The organism is Niabella beijingensis, from assembly GCF_020034665.1.
GTDB classification, from domain to species: domain Bacteria; phylum Bacteroidota; class Bacteroidia; order Chitinophagales; family Chitinophagaceae; genus Niabella; species Niabella beijingensis.
Window position 1 is genome coordinate 2,174,013 of sequence record NZ_JAIQDI010000001.1, and the last position, 21,072, is coordinate 2,195,084.

Here is a 21,072-nt window from a genome sequence, read left to right on the forward strand (position 1 = left end):
ATTGCTTTGTCGTCGAACAGAGGGTCGGAATCAACCACCGTACCATTCCAAGTATCAAGCGTTGAACTTAATTAAATCCATATTTGTTGCCGGGATCCTGTTCCTGATCCTTCCCCGCGCTGCCGCCCAGGTTCAGATCAAGGGAAATGTTTATGACAGCATCGGCCGGACTCCCGTACCGCTGGTTTCGGTGCTCAGCAGCTCCGGCGCGGGCACGATGACCGGAGTAGACGGCAGTTATTCCCTGCTGGTGCATCCAAAAGACTCCATTTGGTTCAGTTACCTGAACAAACCCACACGAAAATTTCCGGTAGCCACTATTTCCACGCCCTATGCTTTTGATATTTCGCTGCGCATCAGCATTCCGGACCTCCCGGAAGTGCGGGTAAAGAACCGCGACTACCACCTGGACTCCCTGGAGAACCGCGAGAACTACCGTAAATATTTCGATTTCCAGAAACCGGGACTTTCCACCATGTCTGTAAGTGATGGATTTGGTGCAGCCTTTGACCTGGATGAGATCGTTAATGCATTCCGCTTCCGCCGGACAAAAAAATTAACCCGTTTCCGCGACAAGCTTATAGCAGACGAACAGGAAGGCTATGTGCGCTACCGCTTCAGTAAAGCGCTGATCCGCCGGATCACCGGAATGACGGACGACAGTCTTATCAATGATTTCATTACCATTTACCAGCCCGGTTATTATTTTACCACCAGGGTAAATGATTATACGTTCCATGAGTACATAAAGAAATCCTATGAGCGGTTCCGGATAGGATTGCCACCGCCGCCCCTGTGGAAAGAAGGCGCTACCGGTGATGAAGGAATCCGGTACTAGTATTAAGTAAAGGGTGGAATATCAAAAGTAAAATGTAAACTCCTCACAGTTATCTTTCTCCTTCTTACGATGCTATATGCTACTTTAAAAATTAACACCCTGCCAGCCGGTCTTCAACTATTTTAAACCCCACACTATCAGAGGATTTACAAATTTGAGCACGAATACGATCAATAAATAATCTTTTAGTAAAAAAGGAATGATCCGGAAGCCTTCCGTTCCGTTTATCTTTGATGCGGGAAACCTGACTTTAGATTAAACTTGTAAGTTTTGGCCACATGCTGCTAATTGACTCATGGTATATTGATTTCAAAGCCAAGTTACAGGCCATTGCCTGTCATTTCGGCTATGCTGCGCAGGAGGCAGAAGATATTGTTCATCAGTTCTTCCTGGACCTGTTGCAAAAGCAGCTTACGGATGAGATAAAAAATCCTGAAGCTTATGTGGTTACCGCATTTAAAAGAAAGCTGATCGACCTGCACCGGACACAACAGCGTAAGGGGAACCTGCAGGCCATCGAGTCTTTCCATATCCCTTCCACACAGGAGATCATCGAAAAGCTGGAAACAGACGAAGCCCTGATCCAGCATATTGCAGCAGCATACAAGAAACTGCCGGCCCGTCTGCGCCGTGTGATCTATATGAAATATTACCAGGGTTATTCCACCGAAAAAATTGTGGAGCTGACCGGATTTACCCACCAGACGGTTTATAACAATCTCTCCAAAGGCATACAGCAATTGCGTCAAAACCTGCAAAAGGATAATATACTTGCCAAGTTGGCCAGTGTTCTTTTGTCCTTTGTTCCATAAAAAAATATTAAAAAAAGCGGTTAGATTTCTTCAGACCTGGCGTCTATAACAGAAACAGGTCCTGCGAACATGACGTATACCGTTGAAGAGCTTGTCATTAACGACTCCTTTATTGCATACTGCACCGGGCAGGATCCGGAGCAGGCCGCTTTCTGGAACGACTACCTGTCCCGTCATCCGGAAGCGCTGCTGACGCTGGAAGAGGCCCGCAAGCTGGTGCTGGGACTAAAATTCATGCTGCAGAAAAAACAAAATGAATTATCCGCCAATGATGATTCGTCGGCGCATGCGCTTTATGTTGTTCCTGATCAGCCGGCGCCGGACCCCAAAGAGAAAACCATCGCCGGCCGGTCTTACCGAAAAAGGCGGATCGCGATCGCTGCAGCCGTCACCTTGCTGCTGGGCAGCGGCGCATTCTATCTTTACAACCGCCCGCAACGGCCTGTGCCTCCTGTGGCATCCGTTACCACAACAGCGCCTCATTCGGGGGATGCGGTTTTATCCCGGCAGGGTGAGCTCCGGACCATTGTACTCCCCGACAGCACCAAAGTAACGCTGAATGCCGGCTCCCGGCTGCAGATCTCGGAAACATTCGGTGTTAAAGACCGGAATGTATTCCTTACAGGAGAAGCTTTGTTTAATGTGGCGCATAACAAACTGCTTCCGTTTATCGTACATGTTGCCAAATACAAGATAAAGGCGGTGGGAACCAAATTCAATGTGAAAGCCTATTCCAACGACCGGTTCAGTGAAACCTCCCTGCTGGAAGGCAAGGTACAGATCCTGCTCACCCGGGGTAATAGCGACATGATCTATAAGACCCTTGAGGTGAACCAGAAATTTGTTTTGAACACCTCAGACAGCACAGGGCGCAGCATACGGGAAAAGCCGGAGGTCATCCCTTTATCCTACCACGATGCGGATCAGAATATCGAAACGGCATGGGTGGATGACCTCCTGATCTTTGAGAACCAGCCGCTTTCTGAAATCAGGAATATACTGGAGCGTAAATACAATGTAACGATCACTATTGCCAGCGACAACGTTGCCCATTATCCATATACGGGAACGTTCCAACATGAAGAAATTGACGAAGTACTAAAAGCACTTCAACTGTCCTACCCCTTCCTTTATAAAAAAGAAGGGAATCATATCACGCTATATAAATGATAAAAATGCAGCAGTAACATCACAGCAGTAAAAAAGGGAGAAACGGATTGCGGCCATTTCCCCCTCATAATAAATGGAAGGAGCTAAAGCCTTCCACTGTTTAATAATAAACTAAAATAAAAGTATGAAAAAAAGTGCTTACTTGAGTGAGCGGCCCCGGCGGCTGCTCAAAAAACTGTTGTTTATGAAATTATGTCTAGCCCTGCTGTTTGCCACGGCATCACAGGTTGCGGCTCATACCGGATTTGGTCAGGAGGCGGTCTCGTTACAACTGGAGAATGCCCGACTTTCCACGATCTTAAAAACCATCCAGAAGAAGACCGATTACCGGTTTGTATTCAGCAATAAACTAGTTGATGACATCGGCCTGGTAAATATAAAGGTACAGAATACACCCGTGCTTTCGCTGCTGCCCCGGATCCTTACCGGAACCGGGCTGGAGTACCAGCGGCTGAGCGAAAACCTGATCGTGATCCGCGAAAAGGCAAACATCAAAAAAAACATCCTGGTAAAGGGTGTGGTCACCAACCCGTCCGGTGCGCCGGTTTCCGGAGCTACCGTCTCCTCCAATAAAGGCAAGGCCACCATTACCAATGATAAGGGGGAATACAGTATTGAAGTGGATGAATTTGATGAACTCACTTTCAGTTATGTCGGCTATACTTCCCAGGTAATAAAAGTAAACGGACAGCAAACCATCAATGTGGTTTTTGAAGAGGCCAACCGGGCGATGGAAGAGGTTGTGGTAACCGCCCTGGGTATCAAACGCCAGGAAAAAGCACTGGGTTATGCTACGCAGAAGGTGGGGGGTACAGCTTTGCAGACAGTAAAAGGTGTGGATGTGGGTACCTCCCTTACAGGCATGGTTTCGGGTCTTACCATTAAAAACTCGACTGAGTTCAACGCCCGTCCTGCACTTGAAATGCGCGGGGAGACTCCCTTGTTGGTGATCGATGGGGTGCCCTATGGTAACATGACCCTTCGCGATATACCCACGGATGATATTGAAAGCATCGATATGCTGAAAGGGCCTACCGCAGCGGCCCTGTATGGAAACAGAGGCGCCAACGGTGCAGTAATGATCACCACTAAAAAAGGAAAGGGGAAAGGCTTGTCTGTCGATATTAACAGTAACAATATGATGGCTGCGGGATTTATTGCCATTCCGGAGATCCAGACATCCTATGGACATGGTCTTAACGGAAGACTTGATGATGACTATGTGTGGGGGCCTAAACTGGATATAGGAAAGGACACATTACAATGGAACCCTGTCTCCAAACAGATGGAGGTGATGCCCTTAGTATCAAGCGGTAAACGTAACCTGCAAAATTTTATGCAGACAGGTATTATCAGCAATAATAACATCAGCGTTACACAAAGCGGCGATAACGGATTTTTCCGTGCAGGCCTTAACTATATCTATAATAAAGGGCAATGGCCAAATGCCACATTGAAGGTTATCAATTACACGATGACAGGTCAATTGAAAATAGGCGACAAGTTTGACATGGAAAGTCATATGGGCTATACACGTCAAACCGCACCTCAGGTATGGGGACAGGGATATGGCCCTCAGGGATACCTGTATCAGCTGCTGATGTGGACCGGACCGGATTACGATATCCGGCAATACAAGGATTACTGGGTAAACCCGGATCAGAAACAGAACTGGCTCTACAATGCCTGGTATGACAATCCGTATCTGATCGCTAATGAAAAACTACAGGGCATAGATAATAATAAATTAAACGCCAGTCTTACAGCAAACTACAGATTCACAAAGAATCTTAAGCTGATGCTCCGCTCCGGCTACGACTATTATAAAAATGAATTAACCGTTCGCAACCCTGCAGGCATCAATTCTACCAGAGGAAGTTCAATCGGTAAATTCAAACCCGATGTTGACGGAAGTCCGAGTGGAAATTTCAGCTGGGACTGGAACGGAGCCGGTCTATTCGGACAGGATCAAACCTGGGGTTTCAGCACAAATAACGATCTGATCTTAACCTATAATACTAAAATCGGGAAGTTCGGTATTGATGTCCTGGGCGGGGGAAGTATTTATTATTTCATCGACAGGGAACAGGGTGCAAAAACAGCCAATGGACTGAACGTACCGGGCTGGTACTCCCTGGCCAATGCCACACCTTCCACTGCTCCCGGCGTTAATTCCATTACCAATAACTTCTCAACCTGGCAATCCCAGGTGAACAGTCTGTATGGAAAGGCCACTTTTTCATATGGCAACGGCGTCTTTCTGGATGTTACCGGCCGTAATGACTGGAGCTCTACCCAACAGGAATCAGAACGTTCCTATTTTTATCCATCACTTGCAAGCAGCATTATCCTTTCCGAATATCTGCGTCTGCCGCAATGGGTCAGCATGTGGAAAGTAAGAGGCTCATGGACGATTGATAAAAAACCTGCCGGCATCTATAGTAACAATCTTACTTATACACCCGGAACATCATTTGGGTTGGTTACCTCCAGCTATCCAAACAACCTGCTGGATGATAACCTGAAGCCTTCTACCGCCCGTACCTGGGAAATTGGTACTGCTGCTTATTTCTTCAAAAACCGGTTGCATCTGGATGTAGCTTATTTCGATAAATACTACTATAATCAGCAGGTGTCCGTTCCCATCTCAAACTCATCCGGATTTTCTTCCATACTTTTAAATACGTTGGAAACCTATGCACGCAGAGGATTGGAAATTACCCTGGATGGAACTGTGATCAGGAATAGGAAATTCACCTGGAATTCTCTGATCAACTATTCATACAACCACAAATACTATGTTCAACTGGATCCGGTTTATTCTGATGATAATCTCTGGACAAAAGTGGGAAAACGGCTTGATGCTTATATTGCCAATGACTGGACAAGAGACCCCGCTGGAAATATTGTAAACGTAGGTGGTAAACCGCAACGAAACCCCTTCGGCAGTCAGATCGGATACGGAGATCCGGATTTTTCCTTTGGGTTTATCAATAATTTCACTCTTGGCAACTTCATTTTTGGTCTTAATATAGATGGAAGGATCGGCGGACTGATGTACGATTATATCTGGGATAAGATGTTTGACACCGGTACCAATCCTGAAACTGACAATGAATATCGGTACAATCAGGTAGTAAATGGTGATAACAGCTTTGTCGCTCCCGGCGTTAAAATCGTTTCGGGGACTGTAAGCTATGATAAATACGGTAACGTGCTCAGCGATACCAGGCAGTATGCTCCCAACGATGTAGCGATAGGTTACCAGGCTTATGCCAGGTCATTAACATCCACTATTCATGGTGTGATGAGCGAATCATTTGTAAAACTGAGGCAGCTGTCTATTGGTTATAACCTCCCTGCATCTGTTTTGAAACATGCAGGAGGTATAAAATCGGCCGCTGTTTCTGTAACAGGGCAAAACCTGTTATTGCTGACCAAGTTTAAATTCTCAGACCCGGATGTTGACACAGAAAACCTGAATGCGCCTTCGCAACGTATGGTAGGTATTAACATAAAACTAGGCCTGTAATTAAAGCCCTTTTATAACATATTTTAAACTAATAATATGAATTTTAGAATATATAAGTATACAATCGCACTTACAGCCCTGGTTGTGCTAAGTTGTACAAAAAAATTTGATTCCATCAATACCAATCCGGATAAGTCTACAACAGCCAGGGCCGACTGGCTGGCCACTGCTATCATTTCCTCTTCCACTTACGGCGATATCAGCAGTCAAAAAGGATTTATGCAGCCGCTTATGCTTGCAAAGTACATTTTGTGGACGGAACTCCAGGAAAGCTATCAATACAACTCCATCGGACAAACGGGGGCCTGGGAGCGTTACAATGTTTTGAGAAATATTGACCCCATGCTGCAATATGCCGCATCAGATCCAGAAACCTATCCGTCATACAGGGGGCTGGCGCATTTTATAAGAGCCTGGCAGTTTTATCAGTTAACCATGCAGGTAGGTGACATACCCTACTCGGAAGCGGTACAGGGAAAATCAGAAAAAAATCTTAAACCTAAATACGATAATCAGAAGGATGTATTTAAAGGTATTTTAAATGAACTGGACTCTGCCAATCTGCTTTTTAGTACAGGAAAAGATTTCAGCGGAGATTTTATTTACAAAGGCAGTGTGGATCAATGGCGCAGACTAACCAATACCTTTGCGCTTTATGTTTTAATAAACCTGCATAAAAAAACAGCTGACGCAGATTTAAATGTGGTGGACCGGTTTAAGGACATTGTTACCAATCGTCCGCTGATGCGGGATTATAAAGACAATTTTGCAGTTACGTATATCAATTCCGCAAATTATTGTTATCCCTGGAGCAGTACTCCCGTTCAAAAAAATCAGTTCACTATTTATCCTATGATCTCTACAACATTGATCGACCTCTTAAAAACCCATAACGACAGGAGATTGTTTTATTATGCAGAACCGGCGGCCTCTGCGATAAAAGCAGGGTTAACCGCCAATAACTTTAATGCCTATATCGGTGTGGAGCCTTCTGACCCTTACTCCAGCACTACTTCAGCGCACTCTGCAGGCACCTTCTCAGACGTGAACAAACGATACGTTGACTTATACAACGCAGAGCCTGTAAGCCTTCTCAACTATTGGGATCTTCAGTTTATACTGGCCGAAGCCACAGTAAGAGGTTGGATCTCTGGAACTCCTGCCCAGAATTATTACACTGCCGGTATACAAAGTTCTATGAACTTCCTGGTGAACTTTACCCCGGCAACCTATAATCACGGAATGGAAATGGATGCGATCTATATTAATAGTTATCCGGCAACAGTAGCTCTTACCGGTAATCAGGATAACCAGCTCAGACAGATCATTACCCAGAAATATATTGCTGGATTTCTTCATGGTGCAGACTACAATGCCTGGTATGAGTTCAGAAGAACAGGATATCCCCAGTTTAAATTAAATACCAATACCAATTTAAATACTCCCAATACCCAGTTCCCCGTAAGATGGAAGTATCCCCAGGTAGAGTTGAATAATAACGGAGACAACTACAAAGCAGCCATTCAATCGCAATACGGTGGGAATGATGATGTGAACCAGGTAATGTGGCTCTTAAAATAAGGAGATGCGGGCGATCACTTAACTAAACCCGGTTATTAGTTACCGTTTAAATAACAGCATTTTGAAACCCGGCAGGAATTTTTTATCGTTGCAGTAAATAAGATTCCTGTTGGGTTTGCTGCTTATGCAAAAGCAGTACATTTAGCGAAATGCAATACCGAATCTTAAAAATTTTTATACGCAATGCCCATTGATTTTTCAAGAAGAGATTTTTTAAAAAAGACCAGCCTGCTGGCAGGTGGCGCCGGTGTTTTTGCAGCCCTTCCGGCCTCTATCCAAAAGGCGATGGCCATCAACCCGGCCAGCGGCTCTACTTTTGAAGATGCCGAACACATTGTGCTCCTGATGCAGGAGAACCGTTCTTTCGATCATTGTTTCGGTGCCCTGAAAGGGGTGCGCGGCTTTAATGATCCCCGTACGCTGAAGCTGGCAAACGGCAACCCCGTATGGGCACAAACCGATAAGAACAATGCCACCTACCTGCCGTTCCGGCTGGACATGCAGCAAACAAAAATAACCTGGATGGGCGGACTGCCGCATAGCTGGAAAGACCAGGTAGACGCCCGCAATAACGGGCAATACGATCAGTGGCTGATCGCTAAAACAACCGGCTACCCCGGGTTTGAGGGCAAGCCCATGACCCTGGGATATTACAACCGGGAAGACATCCCGTTCAACTATGCTTTTGCAGATGCCTTCACCGTTTGTGATCAGCATTTCTGCTCTTCCCTCACCGGCACCACCCCCAACCGCCTGTACTTCTGGTCGGGCACTCTCCGGAAGGATGGAAAAGCCGGAAGCCCCGCACTGGTAAGGAACAGCGAATCGGATTATAGTGCTGAAAGCGACTGGAAAACAATGCCGGAACTCTTGCAGGAGAACGGACTCTCCTGGAAGGTCTATCAGAACGAACTCAGCCTGCCTTCCGGCCTGGAAGAGGAAGCCGATGCCTGGTTAAGCAATTTTACCGACAACCCGCTGGAATGGTTTACCCGGTTCCGGGTACGCCGCTCCCGTAAATATGAACAGTACCTGGTGAACCGGCTGGAAGCCTATGAAAAAAGTCTGGCTGAACTGGAGCAGCGCACAACAGAACAACCCGACGATCAAAAGGCCAAACGGGCGCTGAACGGACTGCGGGAACGGAAGAAACGCTATATTGCTGAACTCGAGCGCTGCCGGAAGGAACTGGCGGAGACCCTGAGCGCGGATGAACAGGCCCTGCACGACCATGCCTTTACCACCAACGAGTTTGATCCCGCCTATCATGATACCGAAGAGATCGAGTATGATGATCACGGAACAAAGCGCCGGATGCGGGTGCCCAAATCAGACGTGCTGGCCAATTTCAGGAAAGATGTAAAAGAAGGAAAGATGCCCGCAGTTTCCTGGCTGGTGGCACCACAGTATTTCTCCGATCATCCTTCAGCGCCCTGGTTCGGCGCCTGGTATGTTTCTGAAGTACTGGATATACTTACCCATAACGAGGAGGTTTGGAAAAAGACCATTTTCATCCTCACTTATGATGAAAATGACGGCTACTTCGATCATGTACCGCCGTTCACGGCACCGGATTACCGGAACCCCGCTACCGGAGCCGTTTCTGCCGGGATCAAAAACACCGACAAGGAATTCGTTACCATGGATGACGAGATCCGCCTGAAGGGGATCACAAAAGACAATGCGCGGGAAGGCCCGATCGGTCTGGGTTACCGCGTGCCGTTTGTGGTTGCCAGTCCCTGGTCGCGCGGCGGGTATGTGAACTCTCAGGTTTTTGATCATACATCGGTGGTGCAGTTCATTGAAAACTTTGCATCCCGTAAAACGGGGAAAAAACTGCAGTTGCCCCATTTGTCGGAATGGCGCCGTGCCATCTGCGGGGATCTTTCTTCCGTGTTCCGTCCTTATAAGGGCGAACCGGTAAAACAACCGCAGTTCCTGGAGCGGAACGCTTACCTCCAACGGATCGATGAAGCGCGCTACCGGCCGCTTCCACAGGGCATCCGGCCGCTGACGCCGGAGGAACTCCGGGCGATCCGCACCAACCCCGGAACGACAAAAAATTATTTTAAACAGGAAAAAGGCATCAAACCCTCCAATGCCCTGCCTTATGAATTGTATGCAGATGCCAGTCTGGACAGGGAGCAGCAATCCATCCGGCTGGTTATGAAAGCCGCCACAACGGTTTTCAAAGAACGATCCATGGGCAGCCCCTTCTCTGTATATGCCCGCCTGCCTTATACGGACTCCGGTAATAAACGGGTGATCAACCGGAACTGGTCTTTTGCCGTAGCAGCCGGGGAGCAACTGGTTTATGATATACCACTCGCCGGTTTTGAAAGTGACACTTATCACCTCGAACTCTTTGGCCCCAATGGCTTTTACAGGGAACTGAGCGGGAAAGCCAGTGAATCCGGTCCTTTGGTTGAATGCACTTATACTTTTGGCCGTGGAAAACGATACGGGCAGGTACAGCTGCTGATTCGCAACAGCACATCAGGTCCGCAATACGTCCGCATCCGGGATAATAGCTACGGCCAAAAAGAGCTGTCCCGGACCATTGCTCCTCATGCAGCCGTGAGCCTCACGCTGCTGCTGGAAAAAAGTTTCGGTTGGTACGACTTTTCGGTACTGCCAAAATCCGGTAACCATTTCGGGCATCGTTTTGCCGGCCGTGTGGAGTCCGGCAACGACTCCTACACCGATCCCTTGCTTTCCTGAAGCAGACAGGCATACTCTTATTCAAAACACCGGTAACTTCGTGATTACCGGTGTTTTTTTGTATTTTAACATCATGTTGAATAAAATATTACTGCTTGCGGCGCTGACCGGTACTGCTCCGGCACGGGCACAATCTTCCTGTGATGTACTTATCCGGAACGGAAAGATCATCAACGGCACCGGCAACAACTGGTTTTACGGAGACATTGCGGTAGATAAAGGAAAGATCCGGGCCATCGGCAAGAACCTGCCCTACACCGGCGCCACGGAGATATCCGCTTCCGGTCTGGTTGTAGCGCCGGGTTTTATCGACGTACATACCCATATAGAAGGCGATGAGGACAAAGATCCGCTGGCGCACAGTTTTATATATGATGGTGTGACCACTGTAGTAGCGGGCAACTGCGGCTCCTCCAACCTCAATATCGGCCGGTATTTCCACTGGCTGGATTCCTTGAAACTTTCCATTAATGTGGCCACACTTATCGGTCATAACGATGTACGAAGAGCCGTTATGGGACGTGCCAACCGGCCCCCCGCGCCCGGCGAACAGGCACAAATGGAAGCGTTGGTGGAACGCGCCATGAAAGAAGGTGCGGTTGGTTTGTCTACCGGCCTTATCTACATTCCGGGTACCTATTCAAAATCCGACGAGATCATCGCGCTGGCAAAAGTGGCTGCGAAGTACAATGGGGTTTATGCCACGCATATGCGGAGTGAAGGGAACAATGTGGCAGAGGCCATCAGGGAAACATTGCAGATCGGCCGCGAGGCCCATATACCGGTAGAGATCTCCCATTTTAAACTCAGCGGGCAGCAGAACTGGGGCCGGAGCAAAGAGACCGTTGCCCTGGTAGAGCAGGCACGCAAAGAAGGCATTGACGTGACCATCGATCAGTACCCTTATACCGCCAGCAGTACCTCCATCAGCACCCTGCTCCCCAGCGAGGTGCTGGCCGACGGCCAGGACAGTATCCGTGCGCGGCTGCAACGACCGGACGTGGTGAAATATGTAGTCAATGATATGCTGAAAAGTCTGAAGCAACGGAAACTGAAGCACTTCAGCTATGCAGTAGTGGCTTATTATAAACCGGATACCAGCTATAACGGGAAAAGTATCGAGGAGATCAATTTGATGAAGGGCCGCCGGCATAAAGCCCGGGAGGAAGCGCTTACGGTTATCGACATCATGATGAACGGCGGGGCCAGTGCTGTTTTTCACGGCATGAGCGAAGAAGATGTAAAATACATTATGAAATATCCGTACAACACGTTTGCAAGTGATGCTTCCATCCGCATTATGAACGAGGGCATGCCGCATCCCCGCGGCTATGGTACCAATGCAAGGGTGCTGGCCAAATATGTGCGTAATGAAAAAGTGCTTTCACTTGAAGAGGCCATCCGGCGGATGACATCACTGCCGGCACAAAAATTCAACCTCTCCGGCCGTGGTCTGCTTAAAGAAGGAATGGCTGCGGATATTGTCATTTTTGATCCGGAAAAGGTACAGGACCTTGCTACGTTTGAAAAGCCGCATGCTTATTCCAAAGGTTTTGAATATGTGCTGGTGAATGGGCAGGTGACAGTAAGCAAGGAGCTGCATACAGGTATAAGGGCAGGAAAGGCGCTGCGGAATGCACCAGAATTTTAAGCAACAAAAAATTGGCAGACCCAAAGGACGGTTTATTGCGCTTTGTCATCCTGAGTAAACAATTTGTGTTTCAAAATCAATGAGGTGATGCTGCTTTTTTTGCGGATCACCCTGACCCGATCGACATCGCATAGGCTTCAAGATAAGAAGACTTTATCCGGCTGAAACACCCTCAGATCTGGTACCTCCCTTACAATTTGTCGAATAAAAACAGGCGCAACGCGCCACTCATCTTTATAACCAGTGTGCCTGATGCCCCTCCCAGCCGCAGCGCGGCGATAACCTGCTGCACGGCGCCTGTACAGCTTCACGCTATGTCCGGTGCGCTGCACCTTAATTGACTGCTATTGCCACTCACTTTAACGGTTAGCGCTGTGTCTCAGCTTTTAATAGTAAAAATTAACCTGAGCATATGCCATCGCCGACATTTTGTTGCAAACGACTGTTGAGATAGTCCCGTTCCTGTTAAGCTCTTTCAGGCCTCTTTATTGGTTAAAAATTATTTCAACTTTAGCCGGAAGACGATCCCGGTGTCGTTGTGCATCGCTATCCATTTCAAAAAACACGTCCACACAACAGGATGTATCGGGACGGCATTACCAAAATATAATTGATACTGGCGGCCGCCGGCAGGGTCCAGACTATTTTATAAATTCAATTTCATAATCCTCCAGCCATTTGGAGCCTTCAAATCCCCAGGCATCCTTCGTTGGAAGTCTTAACCAGTAAAATACAGTAGCTGCAACGCCGGAATTGGCAAGCTGCATCGACCGCTTGTTGGGATCATTTAAAGGCGGAAAGCTGCAAGGCAGTTGCGCAACATTTGCCCAGCTAAAAGCATTCTTCAATATAAAATCTTTATTCACTGCGCCCGGAGCGTGATTCAGGAAACGGTCTCCGAAACCATCACTACAAGGCCAGTACCCGGTGAGATTGGCATACTTCGGGTGTTTTTTAATATCAGCCAGGCAAATATTATCCGCTACTTCTTTCCCGGAAAGCGCTACATTAAAAATACGGACATCGGCCACATTTAAACCGGTATACCATGCAGCATCATCGGCTCTTGCAAACCCCAGTACCAGCGGGGCTGTGCTTGTGATGGTCCCCCAGCTGGTCATATCCCGCTCATCCTGGAAGATCCCGTCATTATAAAATTTAAACCACTGTTTGCCCGCGCTGTCCTGCCGGAAAACAATAGAAAGCGTATGCCAGTTAACAGCATCTAAGATGGCCGTTGTGCCGCCCTCGACCTTTGTATTACCTGTACTTGCAGACCTCACCACAAAATTGGCGTCATTGGAGCCGGAAGAATAACATACAAATCCTGGATCAGCAGAACCGAGCAAACTTGAACTGCCTTCAAAAGGCCCTTTCTTTGAAATAAATGCGGGCCAGTTACCACTCTTTCTTTCTCCTCTTACTTTCAGCTCAATGGTCATTGGACCGGTGCCCGGGTTATACGCATCGGGATCGCTCATCACTGCCTTTACAGCTGTATTACCATTACCACTTAAAAAAGCCCCCACATAAGCTCCTTCTTTTGTAAGCTCCAGTGGTTTAAAATTTTCATTATAATAGATACTAAAGGCACCGCTTTCGTCCAGGGAACTTCCGCCATAGCCGTTTCCTGTACCTCCGTGCGTGCTGTTGACAATCACCAGCCACTCTTCTTTCTTATTGTATTCAGGGCGGGCTTTCAGTGCGGTCATGATCTCATTGATATATCCGTCAATCTTTGTTGCTGCGCTCTTATAGCCTGCATCATCTGCCGAAAAGCCCCCGGCTTTTCCGGCGATGGCAGGCGAATTAAAGTTCAGCACCATAAATTCCGGGTTGCCGTTCTTTATCCGGCTTAGCGCCGAGTCCTTCACCCCCTGATCGCCTGCGGCAATTACCTGATCCAGCACTTCCGGTACCAGGCGGTTCACCATCGTATTCCAGGGAGAGATAAAGGAGGTTCGCATATTTCCGTTTGGAGACGAAAGGATATAGGAAAAGAAGGACGGATAGTTGGCAGGAGCACCGCCATGAGGATCACCACCCGGAGGCGCTTCATAAATAAACGTACTGTCCTTTACCTTGTGTTTGATATAAGAGATACCGGTCATCAATGTTTTCCAGGAAGCAGCATCGGTAGTTACATCATCAGATATCCCTTCCCAGGTAAATTTGCTGTGTGCCAGCAATCCGTTCAGGGCAGGCAGTGCCATCTTCTTGTATTCTGTGGCCACCGCCCCGTCGATGCCGATCAGCAGAACCCTGCGGCTTGCAACACTGGTGGAGTCAATATCATCCTCGAAATAGGGAGGCGGATCCGCATATTTTTTACACGATAAAAATACCGTTGAAAAAATCGAAATAGTGATCAGCGCGCCGGTTATAAATTTCTTTTTCATTGTATCAATTCAATAATTTATAATTCTTTTACTTTAGCCCGTTTAGTTCACTAAGCGCAGAAAATTCATCTCCTCCATAATTATCCGCCATTGAAGGAATCGTTATCCGGAAATACCGGGCTGATACATAATTGGGGAAGAACAGGTTTTGCAGCCCCTGGATGTTCTGCAGGGTAAACGGACTACTACCCGTTTCGGTCCAGCTGCTACCATCAGAACTCACTTCCACTCTTATATGCTTGACCGGGCGGCTGGTTCCGGATCCGCTCTGCCGCTGTGCTATCTGAATGCCGATGATCGACTGTACGGATTTCATATCGACGGTGATAACATAGGGCGGCTCTGCTGTACCATCGTACCATTGGGAATGCCAGAAGGTAGTCAGGTCTCCGTCTAATAATGTAGCCACTTTTCCGTTGGTGCCGCCTTCTCCGACAGCCTCTTCAGAGTTGGCGGTGATCGTCCAGCCGGTCCTTACCAGCGGTGCATAAAAAAATCCATCCCCGCCGGTACGGCTAATGGGATTATATTCCCATATTTTCTGTCGCATCACGGGGTATTGCGCCATTTTAGCAAGCGAGATATTGCTGATGGTGATCCCCCAGGCTTTAAAGAATTCTTTCCAGTCCTGGCGGGTGTACTCGCAAAGGGTTTCATACACAAAATCCCTTTTCTGCTGATCAGTGGTAGAGATCCGCGCTGCGCGGCGGGCTTTCTTATACAAAGCGGTCATAAAACCCCATCCATCTTCCTGACCCGGGTAACCATAATTTGCGGGCACTTTATCGAAGATCTGCAAAAACGGGGTCAGCCTTTTAAAGGGATCACTGATCAACGGATCCGACCCGTCAAAATTCTTGGTGGTGCTGGTGCTGGCAGCGAAGGCCAGCGCATCGTTGATCTTGGGCAACAGGTCATCCACCGGGAAGGTGTGTTTTGCAGGATAAACGCCCAGACGGCTGGCATTTTTGAAAATAAAAAGGTTGTTGGTGGTCTCCCCCAGGGAGCTCCAGCTCCAGTATTGCCCCTGCTGATGGTTGTGCCCCAGTTCGTGGAAGGTACCCCAACTGGCGGCATTATTTATATATTCCGGATCGGTCCATTCATCAAACCAGCCATAGCCGTATTGTGCCCTGAAGGGATAACCGGATACACCGCCGGCACCCGGCGGCATGGTAATGTCAAGCACTGCCCTCCAGGGAAGCAGCGGAGCCTGGTCCACGGCATCTTCTCCTGAAGTAACGGCTTTAAGACCAATCCACTGGTAATAATCGAAATTGATCGCATCATCCCATTGCTTCATCAGCGCGTCCAGGTTGCTGATATTACGCGTTACGCAAAATTCCCGGGGCACCGTAAAGATGAGGTTATTGCTGCGCAGTTCCAGCCAGGGAACACAGGAGCTCCGGATCGCGGCCTTCCACTCGGCTTCATTGGTTTGTCCCAATATAAAATCCGGCATTTTAACCACGTTGCTGAACGTGATCGGCACCGGGGCATCAAATGATGTATTTGCAATAATATAAACCGGCCCCCCGTAAGGATTGCGCAGGTAATTGCGTCCCGGCGCGAGGCTGTTAGTAGTAAAGATGACGGGATCGCGCTGGGAGTTCTGCACGGCAGAGGCATCATAGGTCCAGGCACCGATCTGGTACGACAGGGAGCCGACACCGGCCGGTACATCTATGATCACCAGTTCGCCGGGAGCCGCATATACCCCCGTGCTGAACTGCGGTTCGGGAATCGTACTCATCCGCAGCTGTTCCTTATCTGCCGGGAAGTACTTCAGGTTCATGTTCACCGTATAATTCATCAGCCTTGTTTCATCGGTACACACCAGTCCGGGGAATACCCTGGCCTTTGCATAACGGCTGACATCGATCTTTTTAATACTGGTATCCACGGTTACCGAAGCACCGTCCTTGCCCGAATCCGGGAAGCCGTCCTTGTAACCAAAATCGTAGTTTCGTTTACAACTGAAGAAAGCAGTCATAATCAAACCAGTCACCAGCAGGTTGTATCTTAATCTCCGGTTCATTTTATTTCTTTTAAATGCGTTCATTATAAATTATCAAATGAGCTCAACCAGATCCGTCCGTCCAGCTGTGGCGCTGTTACACTGTTAATGCCCACCCATCGCAGTATCTGCAACGGAATATCCTTTGTATTGGGGACCCGTTCAAAGTAAGCCTCATCAGGAGCAGGACAGATATTATTGCTCGTTTGGGAAAAGGGCTTCCATTGAATACTTCCGCCGTTATTGGCATTTACCAGTGCATTACGGCCGTTCCCAGTTTCATCAAGTATCGTATTATCAGTTCCGCTGCCGGATGCACCTTCCCAGAAACCAACAAGAGAACTGAAAAAAGGATGACCAACAGGAGGCCGGCCCGGAAGACAGCTGTATTGATAGATCACATCGGCGGGCAATGTTGCTTTCCAGATCCTGACATCTGCTATACTCATATCCATATAGCTGGTTCCACCAAAAATATTATCGTTATATCCGAGCGTAAGCGGCGCCGTGGAGCTGATCCCATCCCCTGCTGATGCAAGTGATAACTGTTGTGTTCCGCTGGCAAGGCCATCTACATATGCATTTATAGTGATATTGGTGCCATTCTTTGATATGGTAAAGGCCAGCGAATGCCAGATCCCGTCATTGATTGCAGTACTCGTGTTAAACTCTGTATTTACCCTCGTACCACTTACAGCACCGTCACTGCGAAACCAAAGCGTTGTATTTGTTCCGTTTCTGAAAATTGACCATCCTGAATTTACACCACTGTAATCTCCGTTATAACGGTATCTCGCCTTGGACAAAAATGGCATCCCTCCTGAGTTAGAATAGTTATAAGTACCGTCTGATCTCGGGTTAAGTTTAATTCGTGCTTCCATGGTGTAAGGCCCCTGACCTGGATCTAAAACCGACTGGTTGGTTTCTCCTGCTTTATTCTGAACAATTACGTTTGTTCCTCCGCCACCGGTGGCAGTATTCGGGTTCCCGTAAAGCCGTACCGCATTCCCTGCATAGGCACCGCTTCCTCTCGTATTCGCCGGTTTTTCCACCAGGCGTGTTGAAAAACGCGGATTATAAAAAAGTACATAGGTATTCCGGCGCGCATCGCCGTAGGCTGTAATATCCGATGGAAGCGTGGTGATCAGTCCTCCATCACTGGAAGCTACGATGATCAGCCAGTTCTCGTGTGAAAAACCGGGCCTGGAAACAACCGCATCCCGCAGCGCTCCGATATAGGTATCCATCTTCAGTATCGCAGACTGGTATTCCGGCACATTGTTATCATATCCGAACTGGTCGCCCGCTTTTTGTATGCCGGTGTATTGTGCTATTACCACATCAGCAGCAGGATTCTTCAGCTCTGCGAGAGCGGCGGTCTGAATGGCCGCATCGTCAGACAGGGTTTGCGCCACAGCGGCACCCGAAAGTAAATGATCCTTTAAGGCCACGGATGAAACAAAGGCTGCTGTGCGGATATCCGGTCGCAGCGCTTTCAGCCGGCTTACAAAAGAAGGGTATTGATCCAGGGCACTGCCGGCAAACGAAGTCCCTTTTACCAGGTGTTTGGTCTGGCTAACCCCGGTGAACATATTGGCCCAGGCATTTTCATTGGTAAAGCTGCTGTCCTTCCGCTCATAATCGCCCAAACCGCTTGTCGTATAAACACCGTTCTCTTCCATACCCCGCAGCACCGGACGTTCTGAGGCCCCGAATGCTTCGCCACGGGCGCCGTCCATGATCACATACAGTACTTTATAACCGGTTTTAACCGTGTCTTTTCCGGTTACATTATTGCCGAGCGTATCCTTAAACGGTTTGTTGCACGAAAATGTAATCACTGCGACGAGTAACATCGCCATGCCGGCAAAAAGACCTGAGGTTTTAAAAAATTTATACATAATAACTCCTGTAGTTTATGATTCACATTAATTCTGGAACCGTAGTTTCACGATATTCCCCACCTGCTTTCCATCGAACCGGGTAAAACTGCCCACCATCATTACAAAGCGGATCGTTGGATCGGTGGCGCTCGGATATTCGGTAAATCCGTTTATATAGCCATTGCAAAAGCCAAGGTTATTATAGCCCACCGCCAGTGTACCATCGGGGTTCAGTACCATAAAGCCGGGCCGTACCACGCCTGCATATTTGTTAAAGGTGCCGGATACCAGTATCTTTCCGTCGTCCAGTTGTCCTGCATAATTGGGAATCCCTTCTTCCACGGTACGGAACTTAAAGCTGTTGTCCACGTTTCCATCCTGATCGATCATTACCACCCCGTTCGCCGGCTGACCATTATAAGTGGTAAAACCTCCGGTCAGCAGGATCTTTCCCGTTTTTTGATTGTAGGTGATGCGATTGATGCTGCCATTGGCCCCACCAGCGGTAAAAGAAGGATCTCTTCTTCCGGTAGCAGTATCAATGCGTATGATCCGACCGGCTCCCTGGTTCTCAAACGTTGTGAAACTGCCCGCCAGCAACAGTTTGCCGTTGGCGGTCTGAACGGCATCATAGATCAGGCCATTGGCATTGGTATATCCCTGTACGGGGCGCATGGCCTTGTTCAGGTTGAACGAAGAATCGATCACTCCATCCTCTTTCATGCGAACCACCTGACTGATCTGCACCCGGTCTATATAAGGTGTTTCCCTGGTGGAGCGCTCAAAAAGAATGCTTGCATGACTGGTAAAATTACCCACAGCAATGATCCCTGAAGCGGTGTTGAATAATTTCAGGACATTGCCTCCCACGCCTCCGTGAAATACAGGCCCGTACTTCTGAGGTTGTTCTCCCTCGCCGGTAATATCAAAAAGTGCCGTGTCCAATGCGCCGTCACTCCTCAGCATGGCCACATTATTGAGCGGTCCCTGTTCGTTCATCGTGGCAAAGGATCCAGCGATATAAAGCGTTCCCCCTTCACCCTCAAATGCCGTATTTACGGAAGCGCCTCCGCCCAGACCCTGAACACCCGTTTTCAGTCTGTTGGCTTCACTCGCAGGTGCTGCACCGTTCTCATCGATCACCGCGATTCCGTTAACCGCTGTTGTGCTGGTTGCTGTAGACTGGTAATCGGCAAAGGATCCATAGATAAACAATCCGCCGTTGGCACGCCTTAAGATACCGGAGATCTCCCCCCGCATTGGTCCGCCGGTTGCTATGGAAGATCCTGTATTAAAAGAAGGATCGATATTCAGTTTACCCCGGATGCTGATCACCGGTCCGAAATAGAACTCACCCCCGATCTCGACGGCACAGGAGCCTGTACTGGCGGTAATAGGGATCTTTACGCTTACTTCTTCGGCCGTAACATTCATCACCTCCGCTTCCACCTGGTTGATATAGAACCGGAACTGGCCTTTCTTCCCCTCAAGCCCGTTCACTTTTACCGTTACAATGGCGCTTTCCGCAACCAGCGCCGGTGTCGGAGAGGCGTCTTCAAATTTCACCAGGGTAGCAGGTGCTTTCGGATAAAGCGCCTCTTCGCTAACCTTATTTTTATTACAGGAAGAAAAGGCCCCGGAAAAAGCAGCAGCTAAAACGAACCCCCAAACCCATTCTTTTTTAAATATCATTTTATTTCCAATTATTGAAGGTGAATAGTTTTATTTGTCGATACCCTGCGACAGCGCGACTTCAAGAAAATTAAACGGATCAAATCCAAAATAGTGTGCGGTATATTGTCCTCCGTCGACACTTTCGATGGTATACTGTAGTACATGTATATATCCGTTGGTCGGGTGAATGTTCACGGTAGCCACAGCAGATGTGATCCAGGTTGCCGGATCCCGTGCCGAAGAGCGTGAGGGGATATAGGAGATCGCCAGCCAGCGGTAGCCGGCATAAGGAACCCCGCCGCCCGTACCATAAACAGCGCCGACATTGATCAGCTGATCATCATAAGAACTGTAGATCTGCCCCGGATACGCTGCAATATTTGCAAAGTCGAGTTGCGGATAATCGGTCAGTGACCTGGCGCCCTTGAAGAGATAACGGCTCAGCATCTGCCGCCACACGGCGGGCTTTATCTGTTCGATGCGCTCAACATGCGGCAACCCGGCCTGGTCCAGGTAGAAATTCGCCATCTTAAAAGTGCTGCGGATCGTAGAGTCCGGAGGTGCAAAGAACGTGATCTGCTCTTTTTCAAAAACATCGTTCATACCCGCGAAGTCGATTACCTTCACGATCGAATCAAAGTACTCCGGCCGCGACTTAAGATATGCAAGCATGGAACCGTTGAACTCGCCTTTATGAACACCGGTATCTTTAAAATAATCTTTTTTACAGGAGGTTCCTGCCATCAGCAACACCAGCAGCGGCAGCATGAACCATTTAAACTTTTTATACATAT

At 48.3% G+C, this 21,072-nt stretch carries 12 protein-coding genes; 7 read left to right on the forward strand and 5 right to left on the reverse strand.

What is annotated here, in order from left to right; all coding sequences use genetic code 11:
• Positions 1 to 61: 61 nt before the first annotated feature.
• From K7B07_RS09200 to K7B07_RS09230, 7 genes are all read left to right on the forward strand, one after another.
• A complete protein-coding gene (locus K7B07_RS09200) occupies positions 62 to 838 on the forward strand; it encodes a carboxypeptidase-like regulatory domain-containing protein (protein WP_223709114.1) in 777 nt (258 codons plus the stop codon).
• 278 nt (positions 839 to 1,116) lie between these two features.
• Positions 1,117 to 1,650 (forward strand): RNA polymerase sigma factor, encoded by a 534-nt coding sequence (locus K7B07_RS09205; RefSeq protein ID WP_223709116.1) that lies wholly within the window; start codon positions 1,117 to 1,119, stop codon positions 1,648 to 1,650.
• Positions 1,651 to 1,719: 69 nt separating this feature from the next.
• On the forward strand, positions 1,720 to 2,820 hold the full coding sequence (locus K7B07_RS09210; RefSeq protein ID WP_223709118.1) for a FecR family protein: 1,101 nt from the start codon (positions 1,720 to 1,722) through the stop codon (positions 2,818 to 2,820).
• 184 nt (positions 2,821 to 3,004) lie between these two features.
• The gene (locus tag K7B07_RS09215; protein ID WP_223709119.1) at positions 3,005 to 6,352 is read left to right on the forward strand and encodes a SusC/RagA family TonB-linked outer membrane protein; all 3,348 of its coding nucleotides are present in this window, start codon (positions 3,005 to 3,007) and stop codon (positions 6,350 to 6,352) included.
• Positions 6,353 to 6,388: 36 nt separating this feature from the next.
• Positions 6,389 to 7,933 carry a SusD/RagB family nutrient-binding outer membrane lipoprotein gene (locus tag K7B07_RS09220; RefSeq protein WP_223709121.1) on the forward strand — a complete coding sequence of 515 codons (1,545 nt, stop codon included), beginning with the start codon at positions 6,389 to 6,391 and terminating at the stop codon, positions 7,931 to 7,933.
• 183 nt (positions 7,934 to 8,116) lie between these two features.
• Positions 8,117 to 10,654 (forward strand): phosphocholine-specific phospholipase C, encoded by a 2,538-nt coding sequence (locus K7B07_RS09225; protein ID WP_223709122.1) that lies wholly within the window; start codon positions 8,117 to 8,119, stop codon positions 10,652 to 10,654.
• 73 nt (positions 10,655 to 10,727) lie between these two features.
• A complete protein-coding gene (locus tag K7B07_RS09230) occupies positions 10,728 to 12,305 on the forward strand; it encodes an N-acyl-D-amino-acid deacylase family protein (protein WP_223709124.1) in 1,578 nt (525 codons plus the stop codon).
• Between the two features lie 641 nt (positions 12,306 to 12,946).
• On the opposite strand, the gene K7B07_RS09235 is transcribed toward K7B07_RS09230, so the two are convergent.
• Genes K7B07_RS09235 through K7B07_RS09255 form a run of 5 tightly spaced genes read right to left on the reverse strand, consistent with a single transcriptional unit; the run spans position 12,947 to position 21,070 of the window.
• Positions 12,947 to 14,704, reverse strand: a complete 1,758-nt coding sequence (locus K7B07_RS09235; RefSeq protein WP_223709126.1) for a LamG-like jellyroll fold domain-containing protein — start codon at positions 14,702 to 14,704, stop codon at positions 12,947 to 12,949.
• 28 nt (positions 14,705 to 14,732) lie between these two features.
• A complete protein-coding gene (locus tag K7B07_RS09240; protein WP_223709128.1) occupies positions 14,733 to 16,742 on the reverse strand; it encodes a M60 family metallopeptidase in 2,010 nt (669 codons plus the stop codon).
• A 23-nt stretch (positions 16,743 to 16,765) separates the two neighbouring features.
• Positions 16,766 to 18,622, reverse strand: coding sequence for a LamG-like jellyroll fold domain-containing protein (locus K7B07_RS09245; protein WP_223709129.1), 1,857 nt, complete (start codon positions 18,620 to 18,622; stop codon positions 16,766 to 16,768).
• A 27-nt stretch (positions 18,623 to 18,649) separates the two neighbouring features.
• Positions 18,650 to 20,296: a DUF5008 domain-containing protein gene (locus K7B07_RS09250; RefSeq protein ID WP_223709131.1), complete on the reverse strand. Its 1,647-nt coding sequence runs from the start codon at positions 20,294 to 20,296 to the stop codon at positions 18,650 to 18,652.
• Between the two features lie 30 nt (positions 20,297 to 20,326).
• The gene (locus K7B07_RS09255; protein ID WP_223709133.1) at positions 20,327 to 21,070 is read right to left on the reverse strand and encodes a hypothetical protein; all 744 of its coding nucleotides are present in this window, start codon (positions 21,068 to 21,070) and stop codon (positions 20,327 to 20,329) included.
• Positions 21,071 to 21,072: the final 2 nt, after the last annotated feature.

Excerpts from the sequence above, each read along its gene's own strand:
- K7B07_RS09205 (WP_223709116.1), top strand. The coding sequence starts at position 1,117 with ATGCTGCTAATTGACTCATGGTATATTGATTTCAAAGCCAAGTTACAG.
- K7B07_RS09210 (WP_223709118.1), top strand. The coding sequence starts at position 1,720 with ATGACGTATACCGTTGAAGAGCTTGTCATTAACGACTCCTTTATTGCA.
- K7B07_RS09215 (WP_223709119.1), top strand. The coding sequence starts at position 3,005 with ATGAAATTATGTCTAGCCCTGCTGTTTGCCACGGCATCACAGGTTGCG.
- K7B07_RS09220 (WP_223709121.1), top strand. The coding sequence starts at position 6,389 with ATGAATTTTAGAATATATAAGTATACAATCGCACTTACAGCCCTGGTT.
- K7B07_RS09225 (WP_223709122.1), top strand. The coding sequence starts at position 8,117 with ATGCCCATTGATTTTTCAAGAAGAGATTTTTTAAAAAAGACCAGCCTG.
- K7B07_RS09230 (WP_223709124.1), top strand. The coding sequence starts at position 10,728 with ATGTTGAATAAAATATTACTGCTTGCGGCGCTGACCGGTACTGCTCCG.
- K7B07_RS09235 (WP_223709126.1), bottom strand. The coding sequence starts at position 14,704 with ATGAAAAAGAAATTTATAACCGGCGCGCTGATCACTATTTCGATTTTT.
- K7B07_RS09240 (WP_223709128.1), bottom strand. The coding sequence starts at position 16,742 with ATGAACCGGAGATTAAGATACAACCTGCTGGTGACTGGTTTGATTATG.
- K7B07_RS09245 (WP_223709129.1), bottom strand. The coding sequence starts at position 18,622 with ATGTATAAATTTTTTAAAACCTCAGGTCTTTTTGCCGGCATGGCGATG.
- K7B07_RS09250 (WP_223709131.1), bottom strand. The coding sequence starts at position 20,296 with ATGATATTTAAAAAAGAATGGGTTTGGGGGTTCGTTTTAGCTGCTGCT.
- K7B07_RS09255 (WP_223709133.1), bottom strand. The coding sequence starts at position 21,070 with ATGTATAAAAAGTTTAAATGGTTCATGCTGCCGCTGCTGGTGTTGCTG.